Below are 24,553 nucleotides of genomic sequence, written 5' to 3'. Positions count from 1 at the left end.
AGCCGGAAATACACAAATACGAAGTCTCAGTTGCCTATACCGACATGTGGCTGGTAAAATGGACCTATGAGCTATGTAGAACATATTAACTCCTTGCTTCAGCCGCGAAAGGCTAGAGAAGAATTGGTCCTTGATCTATTTTCAGGTGCTGGCGGGTTGGCGTTGGGTTTTGAAGCTGCTGGATTTGAAACGCTTGGCTTTGAAATGGATGAGGATTGCGTTGCTACTTATTCCAAGAATTTATTTGGTCAAGCAGAAAAACGACTACTCACTGCCGATACTGATTATCCAAAAGTAGATATTGTTATTGGTGGCCCACCATGCCAGCCATTTAGCGTTCGTGGGCGGCAGCATGGATTAAGTGATACGCGCAATGGGTTTCCAGCATTTATAGCAGCTATAAAAAAGGTCCAACCTGAAATTTGGATGTTTGAAAATGTCCGGGGCTTGATGTACAAAAATAAATCTTATTTGCATGAAGTATTAGATCAACTCAGAAGCCTTGGGTATCATGTCACATGCCAGTTATTAAATGCTTCCCATTACGGCGTTCCTCAAAATCGTGAACGTCTCGTAGTAGTGGGAGTACGTGAGAACCGTTACCAACTTCCAAAGCGTAGTAAGGTGGTCCGTACTGCTGGTGAGGCTGTTGGTGATCTCATAAACCAAGAAGTGGCTAATCCTCGCTTCCTGACACCAAATATGGACAAATATATCGCCATATACGAGGCTGCTTCTCATTGCGTTACGCCACGTGACCTACATTTAGATAGGCCAGCGAGAACTTTAACTTGCCGTAATCTGGCTGGTTCCACAAGCGATATGCATCGGGTAAAACTAGCAGATGGCCGACGTAGGCAGCTAACCGTTCGTGAAGCTACGAGATTGCAGAGTTTTCCTGATTGGTTCGAGTTTGTTGGTTCTGAAACGAGCCAGTTTAATCAAATTGGGAACGCAGTTTCGCCACTATTTGCCTATGAGTTGGCTCAAAGCTTCATCAATTACCTGGATAAAACTGATGTTGAGGATCAAACACCTCATGCACCATTGGTTCAATTGAACCTAATCGAATGAATGTGCTTGGAGAGAACAATGGCCTCAAAGAAACACATATCTCATGACTCTTTGGTTCAAACGAGTTTGTTCGGAGAAACAACGGCTCCAATTGAGCGTGATAGGAGAAATAAGTTGGTAGAGCCGACAAAGGAATTTAAAGCGAAAAAAGAAGAGATACAGCACCTAATCACTGAGGCTATAGAGGCATTGACTATCCTTGGTATTCCATTTGGGAATAGTAGCTGGCGAAAGATGGAAAGGACTGCGATGGCTGTCTTGGCGACAGCTCAGGTCAATACAATTAGCGGGTGGGGAGGTACTAAAGATTTAAATGATGGTGTAAATATGAAGACCCGTGACATCATCAGGTACATCAATGAATATTTTGAAGAGAAAATTTCCCCCGGCTCCTATGACGATATTAGAAGAGCAGACTTAAAATTACCAATTATCGGCAGTATCGTCGTAAGAACAAATGAACAACTTGCAAGAAATGATCCAAGCCGTGGCTATGCTATCAACCCTATACTTACAGAAAGTTTGCGGGGTATAGGCATAGATGGATGGCAAGAGAGATTACGAGAGGCAACGGCAAAAATTACAACAGCCGCCGAAAGACTAGATACGACTAGACAGATGGAACTACTCCCCGTAACCTTGCCAGATGGATTTGAAATGGATCTCTCTCCTGGTGAACATAATCAACTTCAAATAGCTGTCATTCAAAAACTGCTGCCTAGATACGGTTATGGAGCGGATGTGCTGTATATTGGTGATACAGCGAATAAGTTTCAAGTCATGAAAACCGAAAAGCTTAAGGAGTTGAATTTTTTTGAGTTAAGTCACGGGGAACTGCCCGATATTGTCGCTTATTCTGAGGCAAAGAAATGGCTATACCTAATCGAGGCTGTTCACAGTTCTGGTCCAATATCGGAAAATCGCTTGCTTGAGCTGAAGCAGCTTACAAAAGACTGTAAAGCAGATATTGTTTATATTACAGCCTTTTTGGATCGGGTAACATTCCGTAAATGGGTGCAAAATATAGCGTGGGAAACTGAGGTCTGGATTGCTGACGCCCCCGACCATCTCATCCATTTCAACGGAGATAAGTTCTTGGGTCCATATATACACATGTTAGAACAGACTGTGGAAGAGCTTGAGGAAGACGAGAACGTCTGAGTGACTCCTGCGCTTGAACTCGAACTAGGGTAGCAAGAAAGGCGCAGGACTAGTCTGAACTACAGAGCAAGGGGAAAAGGCAGTTTACCGACATACCCAGGTTAAATAATAAAGCTTGTTTGGTGCATTATATATCTGGATGTGTTAATATATTTCCACTTTGGTACATTTTTAGGTCCTTTCTGGGAAGATGAGTAAAATCATGATTTCTAGAAATGGAAACAGCGATAAGAGCACGAGGTCGAAAACGCGCTCTGAATCGCAAGCACTGATCAGCCAATTGGCTGTTCCCGCAATTGAGGAGGCACGCAAGAAGGATCTGGCGCTCAAAGATGCAGTGTATCGATGCCTACCACAAGACTTCAAAGCAATATTGATGTTGCTTGTGCTTATTGGTGGATTTACACTTGCCGTTCTTTTGAAAAGTCCAGACGCTTTTGTGTTGATTGCGGGGATAATCGCGGCATACTGTGGAGTGGATGGTGTGAAAGCAATAGCAAACCATCTCCCACGGAAAACCAAGAGCAAAGCAGATTGAATAGATCAGGAAGGGTCAGCCACTCCGGCTGGCCTTTCTTTTTATGGGGGAAGGGCAGTTTAACGACTATACCCAGGTCAATTGCAGCAAGTGGAGTCGAACCACACACCTCTGGACCACCTCGCCAGCGTTCTCACCGGAGGCACTTTACCGCCATGCCGGGCAGTTTTATTGCTTTCATGCCCAGGAAAAGCCCCCACATTTATATCGCGGAAAGGGAGCAGGTACCGCTCGGCATCCATCGTTCCCGAAGCTATGCCTAACAGGGCAGGATTCGAACCTGCGTAGCTTTCGCACAAGTGCTGCTCGCGCAAAACGCAAGTGCTCTCTCGCCCATTTGTCCACTCTGGTACGCTGCTATACTCACTGGAGGGATTCGAACCCTCGTACTCACGCTCGTACCTACTCTCGGTACGCCCATTAGGCCGGACTCTGGCACAGTGAGTAGTCCATCCTATTTCATGTGGAGACTGACAAACCACCATTGCGGATCAGGGAATCGAACCCTAATTTGCGACTTATGAGGCCGCTGTGCTACCGTTGCACCAACCCACATTACGGGGTAGTTTAACGTCTCCCACTATTCGACGGAGCAGTTTAACGACATGCTCAGGTCAGCATTCTTAGTTCACTCGCTTATTAGGCAAGTAGGTGATTCCATGTGACTCTTCCCATTCCTGCCTCCAGGCCAGGTATAGAGTATGCTTACTTCCTCTAGGATTGAGGTAGGTACGCCGATAATACTTCCGAAGCTCCGTATTCACCTCTTCAGGCCAGCTTTCGCCAGCGTCCAGGTAGGCCAGGAGAAGCTGCTTCACGTCATCAGGTGTACGCTTTACTCGATTGGCCCCTGTTTGCTCAGGTTCTCCGGTTGGGGCTGTGGCTTCCAGAGAACCCTCTCTTTTTTTGCCTGTTCCGCCAGTGCTTCGGCAATCGCTGCCGCACTCAGTTCAGATGTGGTCTGCGTCGGAGACTCGATCTGTGGGAGCGGGGCTGGAGTGACGTAAGCTGCTGAAAGCTCCACCCTTGGAACTGGTTGCTCAATGCCTGTGAGTACCTGCGAGAACTGCTGGCTCAGGAGCTTCTGGTTCGAGGCCATCATTGCAGTCATGTTCTCGTTAATCGCTTTCATGAACGAGAGAACCATCTGCTGCTGCGCCTCTGCCATTGAAGACTCGAAGTCCTGGCGCTGTAACTCTAATTTTTTTGAATGCGTCACTCCTTTGCCAGCGATCAGAAACGTGCAGGCAAATTCAGCAACGTGGTACGCACTGGCTCGGATCAGGAACAAAACATCGTGTCCCTGAAACCCACCAACGCCAACCAGCATGCTGAAAAGCGGCATCTTATCAATGGCGCTGTCGTTGACTCTCAGAAAACCGTTGGCGAGTGACATCTGCAAGAACACATACTGCGCTGTGAATGAGATGAGTGCCAGGAGCACCCCTACTGCGAGAGAGGCTCGGAAACCCTTCTTATCACCTGCTTTCAGTCGCAGGCTCGCATTGAACACTGCCGCCAGGGTAGCTGCTTCGATAGCAAACCCTGATCCCCAGGCAATGAAGTTGGAAACGTCGCCAGGATGAAAGTCTTGAAACCCGGCGAAGAAATAACCATTCGATATGGCAAGTAATAGACCGAGTGCAAACGGGACAATCGTGGCAGTCCAGTTGACGAAGGTGGCTTTCACATTGTCGTGCATGCCATCATCGGCTGGCTTCACCGCTTCTTGCGGCTTCTGCTCAGTGCTCTTCCAAAGAAACTTCACGTTCATTCCCCCTTGACACTCCCTGATACTCTGGAAGTGTCGATGTAATCGACAAAAGGGACCAGGAACGATGTAGGAGTTGCTTCTGGTCCCTTCTGCATGCCTGGAACTCAGTTGGTCCGTGGGGTCTGGTCCTTCCGAGCGGTTGTGGCCGGAGGATCAGTCCACCCAGGCATCGAGAACAGGCGCTCTCAAATTTTTAGTGACATCTATATTATATCATATTTGTCGAAGTTTGCCCCACTTTTTCAACCAATTTTGCATTATCAACAAAAACTCACTATATTACTTTGTCTATGTTCAATCAAATGAACGCAGGGTGTTCAATAAAATGAACATGTTCAGTAGAATGAACAGTGGTGTTCATTGAAATGAACGTCGATGTTCAATAGGATGAACGCTGCTCTCTCTAATGTCAGTAGAATGAACGCACTTGTCCGTACAGCAGCACGAGATATTTAGACAATAAATAAACTAATAAATAACTAATAAGGAGGTAAGGGGCTTTGCCCCTCGCCTACGGCTTCACCCCAACCTCCGCTTCGCTTCGGTGCGATAGAATTGAGGGGTTATGGGGGAAATAATATAGTTTTATTAGTGTTAATTGGCCGGAAAAGGTTTCCAGGGAGCGGGTTGATTTGAGCGAGCACTTCCTCTGCATCTTTTCGCGACATTGTCGGGCCTGCGCACTTCCTTTTTCTATAGCGGTATAGCGTGCAAATGAGAATGATAAGAGCTTTGTTCTATAGCTACTTGCCTCTATCGCTCTTTTCTTCTCTTCTCTCTATCTCTCTATCTCATAATCACTCTAGCTATCTCTCTATTCTCTCTCTCACTTCTCTCTCTATCTCTGTAAACAGAAGAAAGATAAATACCCACCACACAGAATAGAGCGAATGAGGATAGGTGCATAACACCATCCCACTATCCCTACTCACTTTATACTCACTAGGTAACTACCCACTAGCCACCATCTCTCCAGAGCACTACCAGGGATACATAGCGTATCTAACTATTCAACACACTACACATACATACCACTCACTACAAAGCTACAATCTTTCCACCCACCACCCCGCAATTCATTCGCTTTTATCTTTCCCATATTCATTCGCTTTTATCTTTCCCATATAAGGAGCAGCAAAATATCAACTCACAACTATACATCCCCTCGTACCACTACCAGAGCCGCTTTATGTGTGTTTATAGTAGAGATTAAAAGGGCAAAAAGTATGAGCTGGTAGACACTTTTGCGACACTATGTTGCATCCCACCAAACGACTTTTTACGACTTTCCAAAATTCATCAAAATTCAATAGTACCGCTTCCAGAGCCATCTCACAGCATTTCTCATCAGATAGGTTTTATGAGCTTACGTTGAAACTTCAACAAAATACATGCAACGTGTTTCATCATGTGCTTTACACAATTTATCTAAGTATCTACAATATCAACAGACGCGATAATGTCGAAGCAAAAACAAGCAGGAAGAAAACACAACAATGAAAACGCAAGTCACTATCCAAGAAACCTACACAGCTATGAGCGAGATTCTACACGGCGACAATGAGCCTAGCGTGCTACTCGCCTTCTGGGCAAGTGCTCTGAGCAAGCGTGTAAAGCTCACTATCAACGGTCAATATGTTCGCATCCTGGCTGAAAAGTACCTGGAAAATGGCTTGCCAGAAGATCAAGAGGAGCTGAAAGATACACTCGGTCGCAAGCCTGGGAACAAGTTCCCTGCTGGCCTTATGCAATCTCACATCGACTGCCTATACGCTCTGGAGAGCCTACACAAGCAAGGGCTTCTGAACTTCGATGCTGGCAACACACTAGAGAGCCAACAGGCATGGCGCGAAAAAATGGTTGCTCTTATCCCTGGCATGGCTTGCAAGCTGGTTTCCTGGGCGCTCTTTATTTACAACCCTCTATACACAAAGCTGCTCACGATTGACACATGGCATTGCAAGCGCCTTGGCATCGACCAGGAAAAACTGGCTGGCAAAACCAAAGCCAAAGTTACCTACTATCTCGCAACTGAGAAGCGCATGCTGGCAGAGTGTCAGGCGCTCTATCCTGAGTACCCACCTGTCGTGACTGCTGCCATGCTGTGGGAGAATGCCAGAATTGCTGGTGGTGAGTCTGACGGTCAAGCCTATACCAGCCACAAAGAGATTAGCTGTCGCTGGTACTAATCGGACGTAGGGGAGCTAGCGGTAGCTGGCAGGGTTCGACTCCCTACTCCCCTTTGTGCAACCTGCACAGACTATTTCTGAACTGAGGAGAAACTGACATGAAACGCTTTATTATCGCCCTGGCACTACTGGTTTGTATCGTGGTTGGACTGGCCCTCTATGGCGGTCACGTCTCTCTACTCCCCTTGATTGACGCGTTTAACACCCTGGCTCGATGGGACTATGAACACGTGATGCAAATAGTCCACTGGTTTCTGACACTGGCCCATACTCTGCATGTGTAGAATTGTAGATACATCAAAATAGATAGCTGACTATTTTTTGTCGAAATAATAACTTTTTGTCGACGGGCGGGAGTGACTCTCTTCCGCCTAACACGGAACAGGAGAAAACACAATGAACGTCATTCGTGAGGAACTGAAAGCTGAACTGAAGTCAATGCAAACTGGCCTGCTCATCATTACTGGTCGCAAGGCTGCAATGGTCGCCGAATATGGGGAGGAGCATGTGAAGCTGGCGAAAGACAGAGCGGCTGTCATCTCCCTGACCTACCAGACTGAAGTCATCAAGCGTGCTCTCTCGCCCAAGAAATATGGCGCAAAGTTCCTACCCTACCTGGATAGCGTGACCAGTGACACGGAGTATCTGGCCCAACAATATAGGGCTGAACTGGACGCTTGCACTGGTCCTGAGAATCAACTGGCCTTCCTGCGTACACTGACACGCTACCACGCGAACTTTGCCAGTAAGCTCTCTGCCATTGTACATGGGACTGAGATGGAACTAGAAACAAGCGGCTATGTGGAGGCGTCCATCAATGGCGTGATTGGTGAGTATTTCCTGGTCTGGGAGGAGGGTGCCGCTTTACCCCTCATACAGCACAACGGGCAGGACATCAAGGTCCATTGGTCCAAGGGGTTGAACATGTGGGAAGGTGCCACGAGTGACGCGAAAATCATTGGCTACACTGCGAGCGACATCGACATCTGTGTTGATTGCGCTCAAGCACACGGCTTCGACAAGCAGGATAGTGTCTGGATACCAGTCTACGCGACTGAGAATCGACCACAGATGGCAGTCTGTGCGGCACTCCTACATGGCAAATAGTTGACGCTAAGGGCTTCGGCCCCTGGCCTGGAGGATAAAGCGATGGAAGACAAGATGAACTATTCAGTGCTGGTCTGGTATCGGGGTTGCCTGCATAACTGTGAGGGGCACCAGAACACGAATCCAGAGAAGCAGTACACACGCACTCGTATTGACCGCCTGCTGGCTGACGCCAAAAACGAGTATGGAGCGGTGAAGGCTGAATTGAAGCTTGACGGGACCAAACTGCGTTGGTGGTCATGGTCTGAACTGGACGGAAAAACGCAGGGCGAGAACTTGCCCAGGAGGAAGAAATAACATGGAGCGCCTATTCAAACTGGCCTGTAAAGCCATTGAAGCCCTGGAGGATGACAAAGCATTGTTTGTGCGTGGTCATCGCGTGGTTGACATTCGTATCAGCGGAGCCAAAGGCGGAGGCATGATATACAGATTCGAGCATGACCTGATTCTCTGGCCTGATGGCCGCTTCGAGCCTACGTTGTCTGACTGGAGTGAACTGGAGGTGCAACTATGATCGTCGCGTATGAATGGCAGGGGAAGTTCTGGTGCCCTGACTGCTGCCCTCAAGGTGAGACGCCTGTCTTTGACAGTGACGAGTGTGAACATCATGTCTGGTGCGCACTCTGTCGCCGGGAACTGGACCTGTATGTTCCCTGGTGCGGTAGCTGTGAGGCTGGTCTGTGCTATGAGTCACCTGACTTCCTGCCACCTATCATCTTCGTGCCGAACAGTCCAGAAGCCTGGGCAGCGTATTTCAGACAACAGAAGCTTATGACAACCTGGATTGCTAAGGAGGACTGCGCATGACCTATCGCCAATTCAAAGCCAAACTTAGTGCCACCATTCTCGACCAACACCAGCTTATTGGAACTCGGCTGGCTGCTGGCACTGGCCTGGATAACCTGATCGTGGGTTTCTCTCCAGAGGAGGTCATGGCCTTCTACAAGAGCAGACAGGCCAGGTATGCGAGCCGGAGTGACATCGAAGCACACGCTGAAATATCGGTACTTATCAATATTCTGGAAAGTGAGGGCTAGACCATGACGAATTCACAAGTACATGCTCGCGTTATCTACGACAAGCTCCCTGGCAAGCATATCCAGCTAGTCTGTGGCATCCAGCGAGACAAACAGGGAAACTGCTTTGTGGGCTGGACCTGTGACAAGCGCACACAAACACACCGTGTCGTCTATGCCGTGTTGAATCACGGTCCCTTCTACCAGCAGAGATCCTGGCAGAAACATTGCAGATCTTAGTCGAAACTTATCCATAAATACTTAACATTAATTTGTCGATATATTAATATTTTCTTGTCGGACGATTCCTCCGACGATTGAAAAGGAGAAAACACAACATGTTGCACTGGACACTCATCGATCTGGCTGGCGTCAGAGTCCATCGCCATATGTACCACACTCACTGCGCACCTGACGGTCCAACCAGCCCAATGTACACCACTGATGAGGGCGTTGAGCGCCTGCACTGCCGAGCCTGTGGCCTGCCCCTGGTGCTCATCACGGATGCGCCAGAGCTTGAAGAGATTGACGACGCAGGCTGCTGCGCTGGCTGCGGTGATCCGCTCTCGGCTGATGCTGATAGTGAGTTTTGTTCCGAGTCATGCGCGTGGGTCGCGTACTACAACTGCTAGGAGGTATGCAAGATGAGAGGACCAATCGTGACTGTCGCACAGATCAAAACAGCCCTGCATGAGGGCAGGATCACCAAACGCATCGCAGAGCAGAGCCTCCCAATTATGACACCACGGCGCTACACTGGACGCGAGCCAATCACATCGATGATGCCTCGCCAGTGTGATTGCTGCGGCCAGAGTTTCTGGCAAGATACGCTGATCCCCATTAGCTTACATGGACTCATCTGTTCTGGATGCTACACATCGGCTCTCTCGTAGGGCACTAGCGGCCTGAAACTCCTGAGAGGTATAATTGCTGAGGTTTAAAATTGTACCTCTCAGCAGTCTCTAAAAGCTCCTATCCAGCGATTGAATTGCTATGAGTGGAGTACCGTCAATCGCAGGGGTGAATGGCCGCTAGGACAGAGGGGCAATGCCCCTTCCCTCTTTATTTATCTATTGTTTATTAATTGTCTAAAGGTGTCGAGCTGCTGTACGGACAAGCATGTTCATTCAAATGAACGTTGCTGACCCTGATGTTCACTGAAATGAACGTACGTGTTCATTCAAATGAACATCGATGTTCAATAGGATAAACATGTTCAGCAGAATGAACATCTCCGTCTTTGCCCACCTCAATCGCGGGTGGTCAGAGACGGGGAACATCCCCGAAAAAGCTAAAGGAGATAGCACTTTGCGCGAAAACACTCTAAGGAATTTTGTATTAGGTTGTCTGGGAGTTATTGTTGTCCTGTTCGTGCTCGGACTATGCGTTGGATGGGTGAACGCCAATGTGATCGAACCAGCACGTCTTGCCGCTCTCACACCATATCCCACTGACACACCAGTACCACCAACGCCAACCCCCACACCTGTGAACCTTAAAACACACCAGGGTGTGGAGGCATATGCAACGAGTGTCATTGACCACATGAAAATGAGTCCCTATGGTCAGTTTGAAGGAGTCGCATATACACAGAAGACAAAACAGTTGCAACTCTTGTTCTACATCCCGTCGAGCACGGTGCTGAATGGCAATCACCTGAAGAACATGATCGAGAGCAACTGCTACGATGTGGAGCACGCTATTTGGACAAGCAAGCTCAAGGGGGTGGTATCAACCGTTGCGGTTCATATCCAGAGTGATCTCGTGGATCGTTACGGACACAACTCCAAAGGCGATGCAGGTTACGTGGTACTGAAAGCCAACACGGAAAAGCGGTTCGTTTGGGATAATCTGAGCATTGAAGACGCCTGGAACAACCAGATCTACGACGAGCAGTGGTTGCTGCCCGATGTAGCCAAAGGCTAATTCCTCGACCCTGATGGTGTCACAATAGCGTGGCACCGTTAGGAGTGGGGGAACTGGCCCTCAGAGAAGAAAAAGGAGAAAACACAACATGGCTGCCGAGAAGATTATCACGAAAATTCGCAACCTGCTTGCCCTCAAAGCTTCCAGTAACGAGCACGAGGCTGCTTTGGCTGCCGAGAAAGCAACAGAGTTGCTGCTCAAGTACAATGTGTCGCTTGACGAGGTAATGCAGAAGAAGTCGGAATACTCCTGGCAGGAACGCGAGAAGTTCGCGAACACGACCTGGAAGCTGGCGCTCTACACAGCCATTGGGAAGGCAAATCTCTGTCGCGTCATTTACGACACCAAAAAGCGCATTGCTCATGTGGTGGGTCGTAAGCACAACATTGAGGTGGTAGAATACCTCTATACCTATCTGACGCGCACTATTGACCGCCTCGCTGATGAAGCCTGGACGGAGTATCACGAGCAGTATCCGTATTCCCGCGTCACGATTCGCAAGTTTAAGGCAGGCTTTCGTCTCGGAGCAACTTCTGAGGTGATTAAACGGTTGGAGCGTGTGGAAGAAGAAGCAGACAAAGACTGCAAAGCCTTGATCCTGGTCAATAGCCAAGCCCTTGCCACAGAGGTCCAGAAACGCTTCGGCGGCTCTACACGAGAGAACTATATGAGGGTGTCGTCGAGCTATACTGCGTACCAGCGTGGGCGTGCTGCTGGTGCTTCTATCGCCATCAACCCTGGCGTCAGTGGTACTCAGGTTCGTAAGAAGATTAGCTAAGGAGAATGTTGATGTCAACCGATCCTAAGACAGCAAGCACTGAACTCACTTTCACGAAGATCCGCAATTACTTGGATGGTGTGACGTATGGGATGGATGGAATGTCTAAGAGGGTTATTGATGACATTCGGGACTTTCTGGAAACCTATTACTGGCAGAATGAACCCATTGAAATGATAATCAATGACCTAGGCATACATCGAGATACCCAGATCCCACCAGTGTACAGACCCCTTGCGAACATGGTGATTGGTCTGCTTGAGATGCTTACTAGCTCGAATGAGTAAAAGGAGAATATTGATGTCAACCGATCCAAAAACAGCAAGCACCGAACTCACTTTTCAGACAATCCGCAACTTCCTAGTGACCTTAGCCACGGATCTGGACGAAGACGGGAGGAGTGCAGTTAATAGTATTCGGGACTTTCTGGAAGGTTACTATTGGGATGGCTCAGACATTGAAGGGATGGCTAACGATCTGGGCTTATTCCAGACTGAGCATATTGACGAGGCATATAGGCCCCTCGCAGTTATGGTTGTTAATTTGCTTGAGTTGCTTGTTAGCTCGAAAGAGTAAGGAGAGCAGCGCGGTTGGCTGACTTCTCGTCTTCCTGCTTGACTGGCTCCATCATGTCCTTCTCGTTGAGTCCGGCAGCTTGGAGCCAAGCTCGCAGTCCGGTGCCTGGGTGCTGACGCGCCTGGGACACCAGTTTGCCTGTGGTGATCTGCTCCGCCTGGAGCCGCCACAGGTGAATGTAATCGAGTGCAGCCTGGGTGATACCGATCTCAGCAGTGGGCGTGATCTTTCCATAGCGTTTCTTGTATGCGTCGTAGTAGGACTGGCGGAAGTGCTCGAAGTGTTGCTGCTCCAGTTCGGTCATTCCATCGAGGATCTCCTGTGGGATCGGGGGCATTCCGAGCTTTTCCGGTCGTCCGACGCCACGCTTGGTTTTTTCAGAGGGTTGGGAGATTGAGGTAACATTCATCGGGGGTTTGAGGGTCGAGACATACTGTGGTATCCTTTGTGTTGAACTATCTACTACTTATAGTATAGCAGATTTGTGGGACTTTGCCCCACTTGGAGAGATGAACATGAGACAAGACATTCGCGCATTGCAGCGCATTGTCATAGACCACCTGCGAGAGAATAAACTCACTCAGGAAGAGTTTGCATCCAGGGGTGGTCCTGAACTGACGCGTGGGAAGCTTGGCTACCTGATCAACGGGAACGCGACCACCATTGACATTGCGCTCCTAGCTGCATACGCACAAGCCCTACGCATCCCATTTAGCACGCTGGCCGCTCGCATCGATGTGATTGGCGCAACTGCTGCTACATCACGTGAAGCCCAACTCCTGGCCGAGGCACAGAGCGTGTCAGAACAGCTTGAAGGTACACAGAAGGACATCTTTCTGGATGCGATGGAGCAGGCAGTAGAGCGGGCAAAAGCGAGTCTACGGGCCTAGTAGAAACATCGACAAATTGATTAATCATTGACTTGACAATGTTTCGACATTGTGGTATTCTTTAGAGGTCGGGTGGTGAGAGCCACCCCTTCTTAAATCGCCAGAATGTAGAAACATCGACAAAACACGTTAAACGCGAAGATTTGAAACACACAGGAGAAAACACAACTATGAGCAGCAACTACGTCGAGATCCAGGGTCGCCTCGCACAGCCATTTGCGCTTGAGCAACTTGACTTCCGCGCTGGTGGTCGTGGCACCGCCCTGGTGTACGTGGAGTTGTGGGACTATTTTACCCGACTTGACCGGGACTGCCCTGGTGAGTGGGAGGTTGGCAAACCTGAAGTCATCCAGTCGACAGAGTACACCAACAAGGATGGTGAGCCTGTTAATCTGATGGCTCTGCTGGTGCCTCTGACCATCGCTGGTAAGACTGTTCATGGCATCAGTGATCTGAAATCACCCACAAGCGCGTATGCTCAGGCAATCAAGCGTGCAGCTTCAGTACATGGCCTGGGACGCTATCTCTATGATGCTCCGACACTCGACAACGCCTATCAAGGCTACAACCTCGTGGTTGACAAGAGTGTGCTTCTGGCAAAATGCTACCAAGCCTGGGGTATAGAGCTTCCAGAAGGCTTTGAGGTCGTCGAAGCTGCTCCCGCTCGCCCACAGCAGCAGTACCAAACTCGCCAGAGCGAAGCTCCTCGCCAGCAGCAGCAATACGTACAGATTCCACAGGCGCAGGTACAGCAGTCGAATGGTGAGCAGAATCCTGTACAACATGATGGCAAGATTTCTATACCACAGGTCAGGAAATTGTATAGCGTTGGTATCAATGATGAAGACATCAAGGCAATGAGCACCCAGAATGCTCGTCAAGCTGTGAACGATGCCTTCGCTGGTATCACTGCTGCACAGATCCGTGAGAAGTATCTCTCTGCTGCCCCTTCTGGTGGTCGCGCTCGCTGGTAAGTTGTTCGGGCTGGCCGCTTTGCGGTTGGCCCTCTCGGAAAGAGGTGCTAGATGATGAACGTTGCAGCAGTTAAGTCTCGCGCTGCTGCTGTCCTGCTGTTGCATCTGGTGCTGTCGCCCTCCGAGGTGGCGCTCTCTGACACCGAAGCCCGCGAGTTACTTGGCAGTACGTCTCGCACATCGGTATGGAATGCTCGTAATGAGCTTGTCGAGCTTGGTTTCGTTGAGGTGACGCGCAGCCCTTCCGGGTACATCTATCGCCTGACTGAGCCTGTGTCCCAGGAGCCAGGGATAGGTGAAGACCCGGTTGAGATTGATCCTCTGGATCAGGACGCTGCGTACATCGATGCGATGGACACAACTGGCTCGGTACACCAGCCACACAGTCCGTATGCGAGACGGAGACTCAAGCTGATGGCCTTCATCGAGCGGGTGATGAACACGGTTCTACCAACAGAGAAGCCCTTCGACAAGGAGCAGCGCAGGCAACTGGCCGAGATTGCGGAGAAGAACACGGCATCGGGAATGGGGCCAGCAACACTGCTTCTGACCATGATCCGTCGTTACTCAGTCGGTAACGTCGAGAAATATCGGCCAAACATGTTCGCCTACATCAAAACAATGGTCCGAACAGAAGGCACAACGGAGGCTCCACAGCCACAATCACGACCAGTGCAGAAGCAGCAGCAATCGTTGCGAAAGCCCTGGAACGGGAATGAGGATGGGTTATCAGATGAGGAGATCGACCGCATCAGGGCGCAGAAGTCACGAGAGACTATCGACAAGTACAGACACTTGGTCAGAACGATACCCAAACTGCCGCTTGCAGATCTACTAGGCGACGAAGAATAGGAGGTGTTGTATGAGCCTAGCAGACTTTGCGGTGACACAGGCTGACGCGATTGACCGAACGCTGGAAACACTAGAGTACCGCTACATGCATCCAACACATGTGTGGGGCTACCGGAGCGGGTTTGAAAGGCTCGATGTGAAGACCGGAGGCATCCGGTTCAGGAGCGACGAGATCCCAGGTGAGGCGAACGAACTCACTGTGGTGGCTGGACGGTCAGGGGTTGGTAAATCCTCCTTTGGCATGTCAGTCGCGATCAACGTCGCCAGGACATTCCAGAAAGAGTATCCAGGCTTGCAGGTTCGCATCAGCCTCTTGGAGATGGAGCCTGAGACATGTATGAAGCGTCTGATCGGTCAGATTGCTGGTGTCCCAATCAAGAGCCTCTCCAGTGGCTACTACTCACCGGAGGAGCGCAGAAGGGTACAGAAGGCTGGCAAGATCCTCAAAGATCTTCCAATCGTCTACATGCGAGGCGCACACAACGTAGACAAGATTCGTGACTTCGTGACGGTCAAGAGCAAGACTGGCATGGCCTGCGGATTCTGGTTGGTAGACCACATCGGTCTGGTTCCAACCGACCTAGCGAACAAGACTGGTAATCAGTCCTTCTCACTAGGCCAGGTATCACGGGCGTTACACGACTTGGCTCGCAACTACGCTCCAGGGTACGTCCTGGCACAGTTGAACCGCGAGAGCATGAAGCGTAAAGACCCTCGACCCACTGCGGCAGACCTGTACGGTTCTGACAGGATTATGCAGGACACGGACAATCTGATCCTGCTCCATCGGCCAGAGTTATACGCTGAGAAGTCACCAATTGATGCGATGAGTGAGGGTGAAGTAGCGGAGGCTATCATCGAAAAGCAACGCGATGGTGAGGCAAACATCATAGTCCCGATGACGTACATTCCCAGGTACGCATTATGGAACGACCTGAAAGACGAGGAAGAGATAGCAGCTTGAGTTCCTATTACGATGTCAGGTGCATGGATCGCGCTGTAGCAATGAGAGCGGTAATTTTGCTCTGGAAGCGGGGAGCGTGGAGGGAACTGGACGAGCTAGGTCTTGGCCGAGAGATCCAAGAGGCGTTTGAAGATGCAGCGGATCACATTCCAGGCTCCCGGCCTCGTACCGACCAGGAAACAGAAGCCTTTGTCGCGGCACTCCCTCCCAACCTCCAGCAGTGTGTCACATTGGCGGCAGACCTCTTGATTATGAGTTACTGCCATATCTACCAGGAAGAAATCAACGTAGACAGTTATTTGAAGGGAGACAGCGATGGGCGACCAGCAACGGCGCGCAAAGAACAGAGGAAGACAAAACGAAATCGATCTCGCCGCCGATTTGCGTAGCCAGGGCTTCAGCAGCGCCAAACGGGTTCCCCTTTCTGGAGCACTTCAGGGCATGCCAGGGGATGTCATGGTGGAGGAATGTTCACTCTTAGTTGAGGCAAAGGTGTATCAAACCCTCGACATAGGCGGGACGAGATACTTTAAGGTAGACCTCAACTGGTTGTGGAAAATTCTCGACGAAGCCAAGCGCATAGGCTGGCGTAACGCATGTGTCGTCATTCGCGGGAAAAACCTGCGTCGTCGTGCGGTTCTGGTGGATTACATCGAGTATTTAGCACTGGTGAATGACGCTGAAACACATCGAAACACGTTGAGAAACTAACTCTTCCGCAGCCATTAACCTTCGTGTAGTATTGGGAAAGGAAGCGCGATTGTACACACAGCAGTTGGTTGCTCTCCTACTCAAGAACCTCGAAGACATTTCTCTTGAGGAGCGCATAGACCTCTCAACAGCTATCAAGATCCTCAAACCGGAGGATAAACATTTTCTGAGCTTTGTCATAGAGGGATGCTCGCTCCGAGAAGCTGGTAGGCATTCTGGCTTTCCCGGCCACACTGAGAGGCGTTACCAGCGCATCTGTCGCCAAGTATCGACGTTCTTGAATGGGGGAGATTAATGACCCGTTTGATCGCATTGCATGGTCCAATTGGATCGGGAAAAACGACGCTGGCACAGGCGTTAACGGCGAAGGAATTTCTGTGGATCAACTACACAGATAGTCTGAAAGAAAAAGCCGCTCGCGCCCTATATCCCTTCCGGCCTACCACGGTCGGTGAGATGAACGCCAGGAAAGAATTTTTCCGCCCGTTTATCAATGCATTTGGCGAGATGATTGATTTCGCGCATCGCCCTGAATTTATTCACGAGTCGGTAGAGGAATGGTTTCGTCTTGGTCGGCCCGATGCCGCGTTTGACAATGTGCGGTCCATCTCTCAGGCTCTCACCGTGAAGGCGCTCGGTTTTACGATTGTGAAGCTCCAGACAGACCTCGCAACACTGCAAGCCAGAAGGCCAGCGAGCGAGGAAAGCAGGAACCACCCAATCGACCGACCTCTTCCACCACATTATATTGATATATGTCTCGACGCGTCACTTCCCGTTGAAGAGTTAGTCAGGCAGGTACTCGCATTATGAGAAGGTGCATTCATTGTAACGAGCCTGTCTGGAAGCCAGGGGAAGACGGGCGCGGAATTGCAAACCGCAAGATGTGTCGCCAGTGTTGGGCGCTGTTGCTGGCTGAGTGTCAGCAGCAGAAAGCATTACCACGTGAGCAACGCAGAACGCTTGCGGAAATAATCAATGACTATGGAATATCACTATCTGCACTCTCTCAGAAACTACACTACCTCATCGCAGAAGGAATCAGGTAAACCTATGAGCAAGGAACAATATCTCCACGAAATTAATGCAGCGTTCGGTGGTTGGGAAGCAGAGGACTATTCGATTCGACAGAAAATCCACGAGACTCGTATCCTCGTGGCAAGTGACGCACATCTTCCCTATGGGGACCGCAAGCTCCTGGCGAAGATGCGCGAAACCATCCACCGCTTTAACATTCAGTGTGTTCTTTGGCTCGGCGACCTGTTCGACATGCATAAGTTTAGTGGGTACGGACAAACAGACTACAGCTTGACATGGATACAGGAGAAGGAGATTGCAAGCAACATCATCCTGCAAATCGCAGCAGACCTGCGACAGACTGGCGGCTATCAAGTGATCAGCAGGGGGAATCACGATTACAGATGGATTAAGAAGCTCGGCGACCACGAGCGTATGACTGGCCTCGTGAGTAGCATCTCTCCCGACCTGGGCATCCTGATCAAGGAAGGTGACATCGTCGTCTCTGATAATCCCACCCTGGAAGGTGTGCCGGATAAGAACGGGAGCATGACCTGGGTGTTCACGCATCCAGCGCAGTTCAAGGCTCCGTTCGGAACACCAACTGCGATGGCGCTCATGGAGCAGAAGAACGTCATGACAGGTCACGCGCATCATCTGGGTGTCACTCGCGATGCCAGCAATAAGTTCTGGTGTGTCGAAGCTGGCGGCCTCTTCCAAGATAAATCCTTTGAGTACGTCCAGCGTAACCCTTCAACGATGCGGCGAATGGTGTCAGGCTTCTGGGTGATTCTCGATCCCTACACGATGCCGATGGGCTTCACGAGTCACTCCGAAACCTACATCGGATCAGAGGTAGTTGAAGATGAGCGATGAGGAGATCAACGCATTCATCGATGACCTGAAGCAATTACAGGCGGAAATACTCGATGACCTGAAGCGAATACAACTCGATAACATGAAGCGCATGCTGGCAGAGATGCTCTTGGAACAGACACTTGAAGAGGTTGCAGAGGGGCTTCAGCCCCTCGACCTCGACCAGTACCTTGCCGTATTTCTCTACGAACAGCTTGCGAAGAAGGGGGTAGCACATTGCAGACTCAACTAGAAACATACACGCTGATCGACTCTGTGGACGACCTCATTCAGATGGTGCAAAGTTATGCATCTCGGCCTACTCTTCCAGTAGCATTCGATACCGAGACAACTGGACTCTCCTTCATCGATGATCGTCTCATCTCGCTTCAATTCATGCAGTTCGGCTACATGCCAGTGATTGTCGACGTGCGCATGTGGAGCAGGCAGGCGTTCTTGGTAGCAGGGCAGTACCTTGCAGATCTCTTCAATGATTTGAAGGTCGTCGGAATGAACCTTTCCTTCGATTGGAAGTTTGTCAGGCGATGTTTCGGTGTCAGTATCGCGAAGTGCTACGACGTAATGTTGGCCGAGCAGGTGATCCTGGGCCTGGGCAAGACAGGTGGGCGTCAGAAGGGCATCGAGTTCAACCTCAAGGCTATCGCCGCTCGCTACGGTCTGGAAGTCTCCAAGGAAGAACGCAACATCTTTATCGGGATGGATAAGCATCCAGAGCTTTGGTATGCGCCCTTCTCAGAAAAGACACTCCTTTACATGGCGCAAGATGTTGAAGTGTTGGAAAATATAGTTACACAGCAAACATTGAAGCTTCGAGATCTAAAACTCGGTCACACTGTTAACCTGGAGCACCGGGCGCTGCCAGCAGTTGCCAGTATTGAGTACAACGGCATTCATGTCAACGAGCCTGGGTGGCGAGAGGTGATTGACGAGAAAGCAGCCCTGGCAACGGGACTTGGTGAGAAGGCTATCGAGGTCTTTGGAGAGGCGATTGTTCGCGTGCGTGCTCGTCGCTTCCGAGGCCAGATGCAGAAGTACAAGCAGTGGAAGAATGCACTGGAAGCAGAGGAGGCCAGAATCAAGGCAGCGTTCGAGGCCACTGGTCAGACGAAAGGATGGGGTGAGTTTAAGAAGCGTGAGATGGCCGAGTTTCGGGAGTTGTACCCCAACCCTGGTGTCCCGAAGCTGCTGAGTCATTCGCCCTATGCAGAGTGGTTGATTGAGCGAGATAGGCACTATAAGAGCGCGGTTGAGCAGTACACAGCGGAGGAACGCGAGTGCAGCCTGGAAGAGTACACGGACGCAATGATGGGAGCCTGGGAGCAGAAGCACCAAAAACCAGACGAGGATGAGTACCTCAACACTCTGCACAAGAACCGCAATCTCTGCTATGAGCCAATCAACCTGGGCAGTGTTCCACAGATGCTCGATGCATTCACGGAGTTGAAGATTCCTTTGCAGAGCACCAGCGCCGATGCCCTGGCTGACCTACCTGAAGGGATGTATCCAGAGGTAGACCTACTGAAGGAGTGGCGTGCGGCTCAGATGTTCCCGACCAAGTTCGGTGACAACCTGCTCGCCAAGATCCACCCGGTGACGAGGCGTATCTATCCAAGCGCACACCAGATTGGTGCTGATACCGGACGCAGCAGCTTCTTTGATCCGCCCTGGCAGCAGATACCGAGCAAGACCGCTGACGGGAAACGCTTGCGAGCCTGTGTGGTAGCAATGGCTGGATTCAAGCTGATCACCAGTGACTACCCCAACATTGAGCTTCGCATCCTGGCAGACCTCTCTGGCGATAGAAACATGCTCAAGTTCTTTGCTGACGGTGTGGATCTGCACTCAGCTACCGCTCGCATGATGTTTGGTCTGGGTGAGGGTGTGGACGTGAGGACCGCGTGCGTTCCTGGCACCGGGGTGAGTTACCGACAGGTAGCCAAGACCATTAACTTTGGTCTGGTCTACGGCATGAGCGCAGCCAAGCTCGCCAGGACACTCAAGATCACCAAGGAAAAAGCCCAGGAGTTAATGGACAAATACTTCGCGCTGTATCCAGGTGTTGTCCAGTGGCTCAAGAGGCAGCGTGCGCTTGGCACCAGCAACTTCTACTCCACTACCGTGAGTGGAAGAAAGCGGTTCTACGGTAGTCTGCCAGATCGGCGCTCGAAGGACTACAACAAGATCCGGTCTGCGATTGAGCGGAGAGCATGTAACTCACCGATCCAGGGGAGTTCGGCAGACATCACGAAGCTGGCCCTGGCGCTGGCCTACGAGAGACTCCCCGAAGCTGCAAAGATAGTTGCGGTAGTTCACGACGAGATAGTTCTGGAGGCACCGGAGGGGATGGCGAACGAGTGCGCTGTCATCCTGGCACAGGCTATGAAGGAAAGCTGCTTGAAGTATCTGAAGCGCGTCCACATTCCAGACTTCGAGGTCGCGATCTCCGACCATTGGGAGCACTAAAAAGGAGATGGACTAATGAGCATCGTCACGATTGATACAGAAGAGGTGAGTCTTGCCGAGACAGTGGTAGTTCCAAAGGGAGTATTAAGCTGGTGCTCCATCTGTCGGAACAACACGGCTGACTTTGACCTGTACTACGAATGGGAGCCAAGACCAGACTGTGGACCACTGGATCGGGTCAGACTTCCTGTGTGCAAGCAGCACGCTGAAAAGGAGCAACACATCGGGCATGTGATCTACCACATTAGCCTCAACGTGAACAAGTACGGTTGCAGAACCATATAGGAGGCGAGCGAATGAATAGAAGTGAGTGTCTCGTGTGTATATCGAACACGCCAGTGGCGTTGCGCTACTACTCGGATTGGGAGGGATGTGGCTCGTTGGAGGTGAAGATTCCTCTCTGCTTCCGTCACGGTACAGAGGTTGACATGTACGGCATTGCAGTCGCAATACAGCGTTACGTGGAGGCGCATCCCAATGGCAAGGTACGACATCAAAACGGTGGACATTCGACGAGCGGCGTTACCAGAAGGAGCGATCCCTCCTTACGGGACGAACCCCCTGCTGATTAAGTGCCCGAAGCACCAGGACGACTCAGAGTCCCTGGCAATCTATCCAGACCACATCCACTGCATGGGGTGCCCCTTCCGCATCCAGAAGCGCATGGACGCTCTCGCATTCCTGCTCAAACTTCCGAGCTGGAAGGAAGCCCTCGCGGTGGCTCCCAAATACAAGTTCCTGACAGAGACAGAGCGACAGGCAGCGAAACAGAAGGAGAAGCCGAGACGAGCACCAACGATGCGAGATGTGGAGATTTACGAAGGCATCCTCTCCGACATTTGCGCCGACCGCATTGAGTGGTTTCATTCGCGTGGCTTGTCAGATGAGACGATCAGGACCGCGAGACTCGGTCACAACGGTGCAGCATTCGTGATTCCGGTTTTCGATGCCAAGCTGAACGTGGTCACGCTACGCTACAGAAACGATGAAGAGATTTGCGGCAGGTATGAAGACGAATGGGAGGGCGATGAGCTTGTCAAGGCGAAAAAGATCCCGAAGTATCGTGGGTGGACAGGCTGTAATGAAGCAACCCTCTACCCGGCATGGAAGTTCGAGCGCGATAGATCCGACTATGTTGTCCTGGTTGAAGGAGAATTGGATGCGCTTCTGCTTTGGCAACATGGTGTACCTGCCGTCACCGCAACCAATGGAGCCAAAAAGCAGGGACTCGTCCTCGACCTTCTATCGGCATTCTTTCAACGCATCGGTCATCTTGCAAGACGACGCCCATCACTTCGAAGAGTTGTTATCTGCGGCGACAGAGACGAACCGGGAATAGTGGCAGCAAGAAAGTTATTCGAGCGAGCGAAACAAGAATACGCAGAAGTGGTATGGCTCCAGTGGCCTGCCGAGCTTGGGAAAGACATCAGTGAAGTCATGCAGAAAGGCTATACATTTGAGCAAATCTATGAGCAATACGGGTTCGATGAGGAAAGTACGCCTTCAGAAAGTTCCACTGGATCAGCAGGACACGATGCTCCTACCAGCAGTGCAGAAGCCACCGACACCAAAACTGATGGAAACGTTAGTGAACAGATTTCTCCATCACCTCGACGAGCATACCCAGGAGGGCTTTACTCACGCGAATATCTACCACTCGCGTCATGATAACTTCCGCATTGAGCTTGAGTGTGAGTGCGGTTGCCATCAACGCTTCATGCGTAATGTAGACCACATCGCCAAAGCATGGCAGACAGTCCACATCCTCAACGAGATCTGTGTCAACACTACTATCCTCCCACGCTTTTTAAGGAACGATTAATGGCATATAAAGGAATACAATGCGACAGAGCAAGGAAGCTCCATCGTGTCTCTATGACCAGGGAAGAGTGCAACGAGTGCGTACAAGACCCTGCGCATCCATGTCCGTTCAATGCCAAAATGCTCGCAATGATGTGGGGTGATGGCGACCACGAACCAAACTTACAGACATTCTCACCAACCCGGCTTATGGGATGCCCTCGTGCCAAGTATCTGGATGCACACAAATACTCACAGTATCTTGACCCCTACAAGAAGTGGAACGCCCTTCGAGGCACAATGGCGCATGGCTTCTTCGAGAATGCTCCTCTGGCCCCTGGTGTTGAGTTCGAGATTACGGAGGAACGTCTTGAAACGATCATTTACACAGCGTTTGGTCCACAAAAATTCGTTGGTAAGCCTGATCTGGTGGAGGTGCTCTATGTGGATGAGACGAAGGTTGTCGTTAAGCTCACCGACTGGAAGAGCACTAAAGAGGTAAGCCACGACTTCACCGAGGCCAAGGAGGACCACCAAAAACAGGTCAACATGTATGCATACCTCCTGGCTCGGACGCTCCCAGAGTACCTCGGTCGCCCGAACCTTCAGGTGATTGTAGATGAGTTAGAGATTGTGTACTTCGACATGGGCAAGGTCAGACGGTTCAATAGTAAGTGCTCACTGATTGATCGAGGGAAACTGCTCACACCTCGGTCTGCTGGACGGTACGCCGAACTTGAGTTGATGCAGATACAGCACAAGGATATGGAGTTTATGCACGACTTCATCGCCACCCTGATCGAGGATGCGATAGAGGCGAGAGATAATCTTGCTCCAGCGTATGAGGGTGATAAAGCGAGGCTGTGTCCTTACTGCCCTTTTCAGATTGAGTGTGTCGCGTTAGCGATGGAAGGAAGATAAGTGTCAAATAACTACCCCACTCTGTTGATTGCCATGTTCTTCTCCTGGTTGTACTGCTGGTTGTGTTTCGCGCTTTTCGATACGGGCAGTGCGCCCTTGCAAGCGGCGGGCTTCGTGGCGTTGCTGGTTGCTGTAGTTGGTGTTCTCAAGGAGGCAATAAAACGATGAATAGAATCCCTGGATGTACCGTTGCAGCAGTCATGATTGTTTGGGTATTGGCCGCACTGGCGAGCATCGGGATCTCAATCGCCCTGGTCGTTGCCGTGGTTCATTTCTTATTCACACACTAAGGAGGAGATACATTGCTGGACGTTCTTGGCGGCGTAGCCCTGGCCCTCTGGCTCATCTTTTGTGTGTTTGTGGGGGCTATCGCGGTGCTCTTTGTCTATGGTCTTGTTCGCGTCATATTCACGCACTTAGGAGGTTAATCATGCGACTTGCATACATTCCCCTGTTGAGCATTGGGGTGTTTATCGTGATCTACATCATTTCCTACTACATACTCACACACTGATTGGAGCGATGCAATGAACCAGATTCAACTTTGGTTCCAGGCGAAAGGCGTTGAACTGCTTGCGGCTGTCCTGATAGGTTTGGCAGTGGTCGCATTCTTTGGTGGCCTATCATCCGTGTCCGTCTTGCTCATTCGCACAAATAACATCTGGCTGCAAACGGTAGGGGTTATGGTCATGCTCGCAGAGGTCGCTGGAGTGGTTCTTGTACTAAAAGACTAGCGGGAGCCTGGACAGGAGAAAACACAACTTAACCCTAACCAGTACACCCGCTCGCTCCGGTTTAGTATAGCATAGGGAGAATATATGTTAAGTGAGGATCAACGCGCAGAAGCTTATGCTGCGCTACACGCTGCTATAAGTGGTTGGGCTAATGGAACAATTTCATTCGAGGACTTCGTGAGAGCAGTGAGGATACTCCGAGAAACGCTAGA

38 protein-coding genes and 1 tRNA gene are annotated in these 24,553 nt (G+C 50.5%); 35 read left to right on the top strand and 4 right to left on the bottom strand.

Annotated features, from left to right (window positions below):
• Positions 1-66: 66 nt before the first annotated feature.
• The 3 genes from K3T82_RS16480 to K3T82_RS16470 all read left to right on the top strand — a co-directional run bounded on the left by K3T82_RS16480 (position 67) and on the right by K3T82_RS16470 (position 2,773).
• Positions 67-1,074, top strand: a complete 1,008-nt coding sequence (locus K3T82_RS16480; RefSeq protein ID WP_220194528.1) for a DNA cytosine methyltransferase — start codon at positions 67-69, stop codon at positions 1,072-1,074.
• A gap of 18 nt (positions 1,075-1,092) precedes the next feature.
• Positions 1,093-2,235, top strand: coding sequence for a BsuBI/PstI family type II restriction endonuclease (locus tag K3T82_RS16475; RefSeq protein ID WP_220194527.1), 1,143 nt, complete (start codon positions 1,093-1,095; stop codon positions 2,233-2,235).
• Positions 2,236-2,425: 190 nt separating this feature from the next.
• Positions 2,426-2,773 (top strand): hypothetical protein, encoded by a 348-nt coding sequence (locus K3T82_RS16470; RefSeq protein ID WP_220194526.1) that lies wholly within the window; start codon positions 2,426-2,428, stop codon positions 2,771-2,773.
• A 484-nt stretch (positions 2,774-3,257) separates the two neighbouring features.
• Here K3T82_RS16470 and K3T82_RS16465 read toward each other — a convergent pair.
• The 3 genes from K3T82_RS16465 to K3T82_RS16455 form a co-directional block, all read right to left on the bottom strand.
• Positions 3,258-3,328 (bottom strand) — tRNA-Met (locus tag K3T82_RS16465).
• 68 nt (positions 3,329-3,396) lie between these two features.
• Positions 3,397-3,591 carry a hypothetical protein gene (locus tag K3T82_RS16460; protein WP_220194525.1) on the bottom strand — a complete coding sequence of 65 codons (195 nt, stop codon included), beginning with the start codon at positions 3,589-3,591 and terminating at the stop codon, positions 3,397-3,399.
• Positions 3,592-3,608: 17 nt separating this feature from the next.
• Positions 3,609-4,547, bottom strand: coding sequence for a hypothetical protein (locus tag K3T82_RS16455; RefSeq protein ID WP_220194524.1), 939 nt, complete (start codon positions 4,545-4,547; stop codon positions 3,609-3,611).
• 1,496 nt (positions 4,548-6,043) lie between these two features.
• Between K3T82_RS16455 and K3T82_RS16450 the strand changes: the two genes are divergently transcribed.
• The 14 genes from K3T82_RS16450 to K3T82_RS16385 all read left to right on the top strand — a co-directional run bounded on the left by K3T82_RS16450 (position 6,044) and on the right by K3T82_RS16385 (position 12,139).
• The gene (locus tag K3T82_RS16450; RefSeq protein WP_220194523.1) at positions 6,044-6,736 is read left to right on the top strand and encodes a hypothetical protein; all 693 of its coding nucleotides are present in this window, start codon (positions 6,044-6,046) and stop codon (positions 6,734-6,736) included.
• 98 nt (positions 6,737-6,834) lie between these two features.
• Positions 6,835-7,020, top strand: coding sequence for a hypothetical protein (locus tag K3T82_RS16445; RefSeq protein ID WP_220194522.1), 186 nt, complete (start codon positions 6,835-6,837; stop codon positions 7,018-7,020).
• A gap of 112 nt (positions 7,021-7,132) precedes the next feature.
• Positions 7,133-7,843, top strand: coding sequence for a hypothetical protein (locus tag K3T82_RS16440; RefSeq protein WP_220194521.1), 711 nt, complete (start codon positions 7,133-7,135; stop codon positions 7,841-7,843).
• A 42-nt stretch (positions 7,844-7,885) separates the two neighbouring features.
• Complete coding sequence (locus K3T82_RS16435) at positions 7,886-8,140, top strand: radical SAM protein (RefSeq protein WP_220194520.1); 255 nt, start codon at positions 7,886-7,888, stop codon at positions 8,138-8,140.
• A gap of 1 nt (position 8,141) precedes the next feature.
• Entirely contained in the window at positions 8,142-8,357 is a 216-nt protein-coding gene (locus K3T82_RS16430; RefSeq protein WP_220194519.1) for a hypothetical protein, read from the top strand.
• Positions 8,354-8,650 (top strand): hypothetical protein, encoded by a 297-nt coding sequence (locus tag K3T82_RS16425; protein WP_220194518.1) that lies wholly within the window; start codon positions 8,354-8,356, stop codon positions 8,648-8,650. The genes K3T82_RS16430 and K3T82_RS16425 overlap by 4 nt, the downstream gene beginning before the upstream one ends.
• Positions 8,647-8,880, top strand: coding sequence for a hypothetical protein (locus K3T82_RS16420; protein WP_220194517.1), 234 nt, complete (start codon positions 8,647-8,649; stop codon positions 8,878-8,880). The genes K3T82_RS16425 and K3T82_RS16420 overlap by 4 nt, the downstream gene beginning before the upstream one ends.
• A gap of 3 nt (positions 8,881-8,883) precedes the next feature.
• Entirely contained in the window at positions 8,884-9,099 is a 216-nt protein-coding gene (locus K3T82_RS16415; RefSeq protein WP_220194516.1) for a hypothetical protein, read from the top strand.
• Between the two features lie 98 nt (positions 9,100-9,197).
• Complete coding sequence (locus tag K3T82_RS16410) at positions 9,198-9,491, top strand: hypothetical protein (protein ID WP_220194515.1); 294 nt, start codon at positions 9,198-9,200, stop codon at positions 9,489-9,491.
• A gap of 12 nt (positions 9,492-9,503) precedes the next feature.
• Complete coding sequence (locus K3T82_RS16405; protein WP_220194514.1) at positions 9,504-9,752, top strand: hypothetical protein; 249 nt, start codon at positions 9,504-9,506, stop codon at positions 9,750-9,752.
• A gap of 415 nt (positions 9,753-10,167) precedes the next feature.
• Entirely contained in the window at positions 10,168-10,785 is a 618-nt protein-coding gene (locus tag K3T82_RS16400; RefSeq protein WP_220194513.1) for a hypothetical protein, read from the top strand.
• Between the two features lie 88 nt (positions 10,786-10,873).
• A complete protein-coding gene (locus K3T82_RS16395) occupies positions 10,874-11,563 on the top strand; it encodes a DUF2786 domain-containing protein (RefSeq protein ID WP_220194512.1) in 690 nt (229 codons plus the stop codon).
• Positions 11,564-11,574: 11 nt separating this feature from the next.
• Positions 11,575-11,850, top strand: coding sequence for a hypothetical protein (locus K3T82_RS16390; RefSeq protein ID WP_220194511.1), 276 nt, complete (start codon positions 11,575-11,577; stop codon positions 11,848-11,850).
• A gap of 13 nt (positions 11,851-11,863) precedes the next feature.
• A complete protein-coding gene (locus tag K3T82_RS16385) occupies positions 11,864-12,139 on the top strand; it encodes a hypothetical protein (protein ID WP_220194510.1) in 276 nt (91 codons plus the stop codon).
• Here the strand turns inward: K3T82_RS16385 and K3T82_RS16380 are convergent.
• On the bottom strand, positions 12,123-12,476 hold the full coding sequence (locus tag K3T82_RS16380; RefSeq protein ID WP_220194509.1) for a hypothetical protein: 354 nt from the start codon (positions 12,474-12,476) through the stop codon (positions 12,123-12,125). The genes K3T82_RS16385 and K3T82_RS16380 overlap by 17 nt on opposite strands.
• 178 nt (positions 12,477-12,654) lie before the next feature.
• Between K3T82_RS16380 and K3T82_RS16375 the strand changes: the two genes are divergently transcribed.
• From K3T82_RS16375 to K3T82_RS16300, 18 genes are all read left to right on the top strand, one after another.
• Positions 12,655-13,029 (top strand): hypothetical protein, encoded by a 375-nt coding sequence (locus K3T82_RS16375; protein WP_220194508.1) that lies wholly within the window; start codon positions 12,655-12,657, stop codon positions 13,027-13,029.
• Between the two features lie 170 nt (positions 13,030-13,199).
• Positions 13,200-14,003: an RAD52 family DNA repair protein gene (locus K3T82_RS16370; RefSeq protein ID WP_220194507.1), complete on the top strand. Its 804-nt coding sequence runs from the start codon at positions 13,200-13,202 to the stop codon at positions 14,001-14,003.
• Positions 14,004-14,054: 51 nt separating this feature from the next.
• Positions 14,055-14,855 (top strand): hypothetical protein, encoded by an 801-nt coding sequence (locus K3T82_RS16365; protein ID WP_220194506.1) that lies wholly within the window; start codon positions 14,055-14,057, stop codon positions 14,853-14,855.
• A gap of 10 nt (positions 14,856-14,865) precedes the next feature.
• Positions 14,866-15,819 (top strand): DnaB-like helicase C-terminal domain-containing protein, encoded by a 954-nt coding sequence (locus K3T82_RS16360; protein WP_220194505.1) that lies wholly within the window; start codon positions 14,866-14,868, stop codon positions 15,817-15,819.
• Positions 15,820-15,860: 41 nt separating this feature from the next.
• Entirely contained in the window at positions 15,861-16,208 is a 348-nt protein-coding gene (locus K3T82_RS16355; RefSeq protein ID WP_220194504.1) for a hypothetical protein, read from the top strand.
• Positions 16,135-16,530 carry a hypothetical protein gene (locus K3T82_RS16350; RefSeq protein WP_220194503.1) on the top strand — a complete coding sequence of 132 codons (396 nt, stop codon included), beginning with the start codon at positions 16,135-16,137 and terminating at the stop codon, positions 16,528-16,530. Before K3T82_RS16355 ends, K3T82_RS16350 begins: the two co-directional genes overlap by 74 nt.
• A 49-nt stretch (positions 16,531-16,579) precedes the next feature.
• Entirely contained in the window at positions 16,580-16,825 is a 246-nt protein-coding gene (locus K3T82_RS16345) for a hypothetical protein (protein ID WP_220194502.1), read from the top strand.
• Positions 16,825-17,343 carry a P-loop nucleotide/nucleoside kinase family protein gene (locus K3T82_RS16340; protein WP_220194501.1) on the top strand — a complete coding sequence of 173 codons (519 nt, stop codon included), beginning with the start codon at positions 16,825-16,827 and terminating at the stop codon, positions 17,341-17,343. Before K3T82_RS16345 ends, K3T82_RS16340 begins: the two co-directional genes overlap by 1 nt.
• Positions 17,344-17,583: 240 nt before the next feature.
• A complete protein-coding gene (locus K3T82_RS16335) occupies positions 17,584-18,423 on the top strand; it encodes a metallophosphoesterase (protein WP_220194500.1) in 840 nt (279 codons plus the stop codon).
• The gene (locus K3T82_RS16330; protein WP_220194499.1) at positions 18,413-18,655 is read left to right on the top strand and encodes a hypothetical protein; all 243 of its coding nucleotides are present in this window, start codon (positions 18,413-18,415) and stop codon (positions 18,653-18,655) included. The genes K3T82_RS16335 and K3T82_RS16330 overlap by 11 nt, the downstream gene beginning before the upstream one ends.
• Positions 18,640-20,886 (top strand): DNA polymerase, encoded by a 2,247-nt coding sequence (locus K3T82_RS16325; RefSeq protein WP_220194498.1) that lies wholly within the window; start codon positions 18,640-18,642, stop codon positions 20,884-20,886. The genes K3T82_RS16330 and K3T82_RS16325 overlap by 16 nt, the downstream gene beginning before the upstream one ends.
• Positions 20,887-20,901: 15 nt before the next feature.
• Positions 20,902-21,171, top strand: coding sequence for a hypothetical protein (locus K3T82_RS16320; RefSeq protein WP_220194497.1), 270 nt, complete (start codon positions 20,902-20,904; stop codon positions 21,169-21,171).
• A gap of 192 nt (positions 21,172-21,363) precedes the next feature.
• Positions 21,364-22,554: a toprim domain-containing protein gene (locus K3T82_RS16315; protein ID WP_220194496.1), complete on the top strand. Its 1,191-nt coding sequence runs from the start codon at positions 21,364-21,366 to the stop codon at positions 22,552-22,554.
• Positions 22,555-22,707: 153 nt separating this feature from the next.
• The gene (locus tag K3T82_RS16310) at positions 22,708-23,607 is read left to right on the top strand and encodes a PD-(D/E)XK nuclease family protein (protein ID WP_220194495.1); all 900 of its coding nucleotides are present in this window, start codon (positions 22,708-22,710) and stop codon (positions 23,605-23,607) included.
• Entirely contained in the window at positions 23,608-23,775 is a 168-nt protein-coding gene (locus K3T82_RS16305; protein WP_220194494.1) for a hypothetical protein, read from the top strand. It begins immediately after the preceding gene.
• Positions 23,772-23,897 (top strand): hypothetical protein, encoded by a 126-nt coding sequence (locus tag K3T82_RS49125; RefSeq protein ID WP_268886639.1) that lies wholly within the window; start codon positions 23,772-23,774, stop codon positions 23,895-23,897. Before K3T82_RS16305 ends, K3T82_RS49125 begins: the two co-directional genes overlap by 4 nt.
• Before the next feature lie 12 nt (positions 23,898-23,909).
• Positions 23,910-24,035 carry a hypothetical protein gene (locus K3T82_RS49120; RefSeq protein WP_268886638.1) on the top strand — a complete coding sequence of 42 codons (126 nt, stop codon included), beginning with the start codon at positions 23,910-23,912 and terminating at the stop codon, positions 24,033-24,035.
• A 99-nt stretch (positions 24,036-24,134) separates the two neighbouring features.
• Complete coding sequence (locus K3T82_RS16300) at positions 24,135-24,341, top strand: hypothetical protein (RefSeq protein WP_220194493.1); 207 nt, start codon at positions 24,135-24,137, stop codon at positions 24,339-24,341.
• Positions 24,342-24,553: the final 212 nt, after the last annotated feature.

The organism is Ktedonospora formicarum (assembly GCF_016587355.1).
In the GTDB taxonomy this organism is placed as follows: domain Bacteria; phylum Chloroflexota; class Ktedonobacteria; order Ktedonobacterales; family Ktedonobacteraceae; genus Ktedonobacter; species Ktedonobacter formicarum.
Note: the sequence above shows the minus strand (reverse complement) of the source record. Positions and strands in the feature narration are given on the sequence as shown.

Bases quoted from the DNA above. Each gene is read 5' to 3' on its own strand.
- K3T82_RS16480 (WP_220194528.1), top strand. From the start codon at position 67: ATGAGCTATGTAGAACATATTAACTCCTTGCTTCAGCCGCGAAAGGCT.
- K3T82_RS16475 (WP_220194527.1), top strand. From the start codon at position 1,093: ATGGCCTCAAAGAAACACATATCTCATGACTCTTTGGTTCAAACGAGT.
- K3T82_RS16470 (WP_220194526.1), top strand. From the start codon at position 2,426: ATGAGTAAAATCATGATTTCTAGAAATGGAAACAGCGATAAGAGCACG.
- K3T82_RS16455 (WP_220194524.1), bottom strand. From the start codon at position 4,547: ATGAACGTGAAGTTTCTTTGGAAGAGCACTGAGCAGAAGCCGCAAGAA.
- K3T82_RS16450 (WP_220194523.1), top strand. From the start codon at position 6,044: ATGAAAACGCAAGTCACTATCCAAGAAACCTACACAGCTATGAGCGAG.
- K3T82_RS16445 (WP_220194522.1), top strand. From the start codon at position 6,835: ATGAAACGCTTTATTATCGCCCTGGCACTACTGGTTTGTATCGTGGTT.
- K3T82_RS16440 (WP_220194521.1), top strand. From the start codon at position 7,133: ATGAACGTCATTCGTGAGGAACTGAAAGCTGAACTGAAGTCAATGCAA.
- K3T82_RS16435 (WP_220194520.1), top strand. From the start codon at position 7,886: ATGGAAGACAAGATGAACTATTCAGTGCTGGTCTGGTATCGGGGTTGC.
- K3T82_RS16430 (WP_220194519.1), top strand. From the start codon at position 8,142: ATGGAGCGCCTATTCAAACTGGCCTGTAAAGCCATTGAAGCCCTGGAG.
- K3T82_RS16425 (WP_220194518.1), top strand. From the start codon at position 8,354: ATGATCGTCGCGTATGAATGGCAGGGGAAGTTCTGGTGCCCTGACTGC.
- K3T82_RS16420 (WP_220194517.1), top strand. From the start codon at position 8,647: ATGACCTATCGCCAATTCAAAGCCAAACTTAGTGCCACCATTCTCGAC.
- K3T82_RS16415 (WP_220194516.1), top strand. From the start codon at position 8,884: ATGACGAATTCACAAGTACATGCTCGCGTTATCTACGACAAGCTCCCT.
- K3T82_RS16410 (WP_220194515.1), top strand. From the start codon at position 9,198: ATGTTGCACTGGACACTCATCGATCTGGCTGGCGTCAGAGTCCATCGC.
- K3T82_RS16405 (WP_220194514.1), top strand. From the start codon at position 9,504: ATGAGAGGACCAATCGTGACTGTCGCACAGATCAAAACAGCCCTGCAT.
- K3T82_RS16395 (WP_220194512.1), top strand. From the start codon at position 10,874: ATGGCTGCCGAGAAGATTATCACGAAAATTCGCAACCTGCTTGCCCTC.
- K3T82_RS16390 (WP_220194511.1), top strand. From the start codon at position 11,575: ATGTCAACCGATCCTAAGACAGCAAGCACTGAACTCACTTTCACGAAG.
- K3T82_RS16385 (WP_220194510.1), top strand. From the start codon at position 11,864: ATGTCAACCGATCCAAAAACAGCAAGCACCGAACTCACTTTTCAGACA.
- K3T82_RS16380 (WP_220194509.1), bottom strand. From the start codon at position 12,476: ATGCCCCCGATCCCACAGGAGATCCTCGATGGAATGACCGAACTGGAG.
- K3T82_RS16375 (WP_220194508.1), top strand. From the start codon at position 12,655: ATGAGACAAGACATTCGCGCATTGCAGCGCATTGTCATAGACCACCTG.
- K3T82_RS16370 (WP_220194507.1), top strand. From the start codon at position 13,200: ATGAGCAGCAACTACGTCGAGATCCAGGGTCGCCTCGCACAGCCATTT.
- K3T82_RS16365 (WP_220194506.1), top strand. From the start codon at position 14,055: ATGATGAACGTTGCAGCAGTTAAGTCTCGCGCTGCTGCTGTCCTGCTG.
- K3T82_RS16360 (WP_220194505.1), top strand. From the start codon at position 14,866: ATGAGCCTAGCAGACTTTGCGGTGACACAGGCTGACGCGATTGACCGA.
- K3T82_RS16355 (WP_220194504.1), top strand. From the start codon at position 15,861: ATGAGAGCGGTAATTTTGCTCTGGAAGCGGGGAGCGTGGAGGGAACTG.
- K3T82_RS16350 (WP_220194503.1), top strand. From the start codon at position 16,135: ATGGGCGACCAGCAACGGCGCGCAAAGAACAGAGGAAGACAAAACGAA.
- K3T82_RS16340 (WP_220194501.1), top strand. From the start codon at position 16,825: ATGACCCGTTTGATCGCATTGCATGGTCCAATTGGATCGGGAAAAACG.
- K3T82_RS16335 (WP_220194500.1), top strand. From the start codon at position 17,584: ATGAGCAAGGAACAATATCTCCACGAAATTAATGCAGCGTTCGGTGGT.
- K3T82_RS16330 (WP_220194499.1), top strand. From the start codon at position 18,413: ATGAGCGATGAGGAGATCAACGCATTCATCGATGACCTGAAGCAATTA.
- K3T82_RS16320 (WP_220194497.1), top strand. From the start codon at position 20,902: ATGAGCATCGTCACGATTGATACAGAAGAGGTGAGTCTTGCCGAGACA.
- K3T82_RS16315 (WP_220194496.1), top strand. From the start codon at position 21,364: ATGGCAAGGTACGACATCAAAACGGTGGACATTCGACGAGCGGCGTTA.
- K3T82_RS16310 (WP_220194495.1), top strand. From the start codon at position 22,708: ATGGCATATAAAGGAATACAATGCGACAGAGCAAGGAAGCTCCATCGT.
- K3T82_RS49125 (WP_268886639.1), top strand. From the start codon at position 23,772: ATGAATAGAATCCCTGGATGTACCGTTGCAGCAGTCATGATTGTTTGG.
- K3T82_RS16300 (WP_220194493.1), top strand. From the start codon at position 24,135: ATGAACCAGATTCAACTTTGGTTCCAGGCGAAAGGCGTTGAACTGCTT.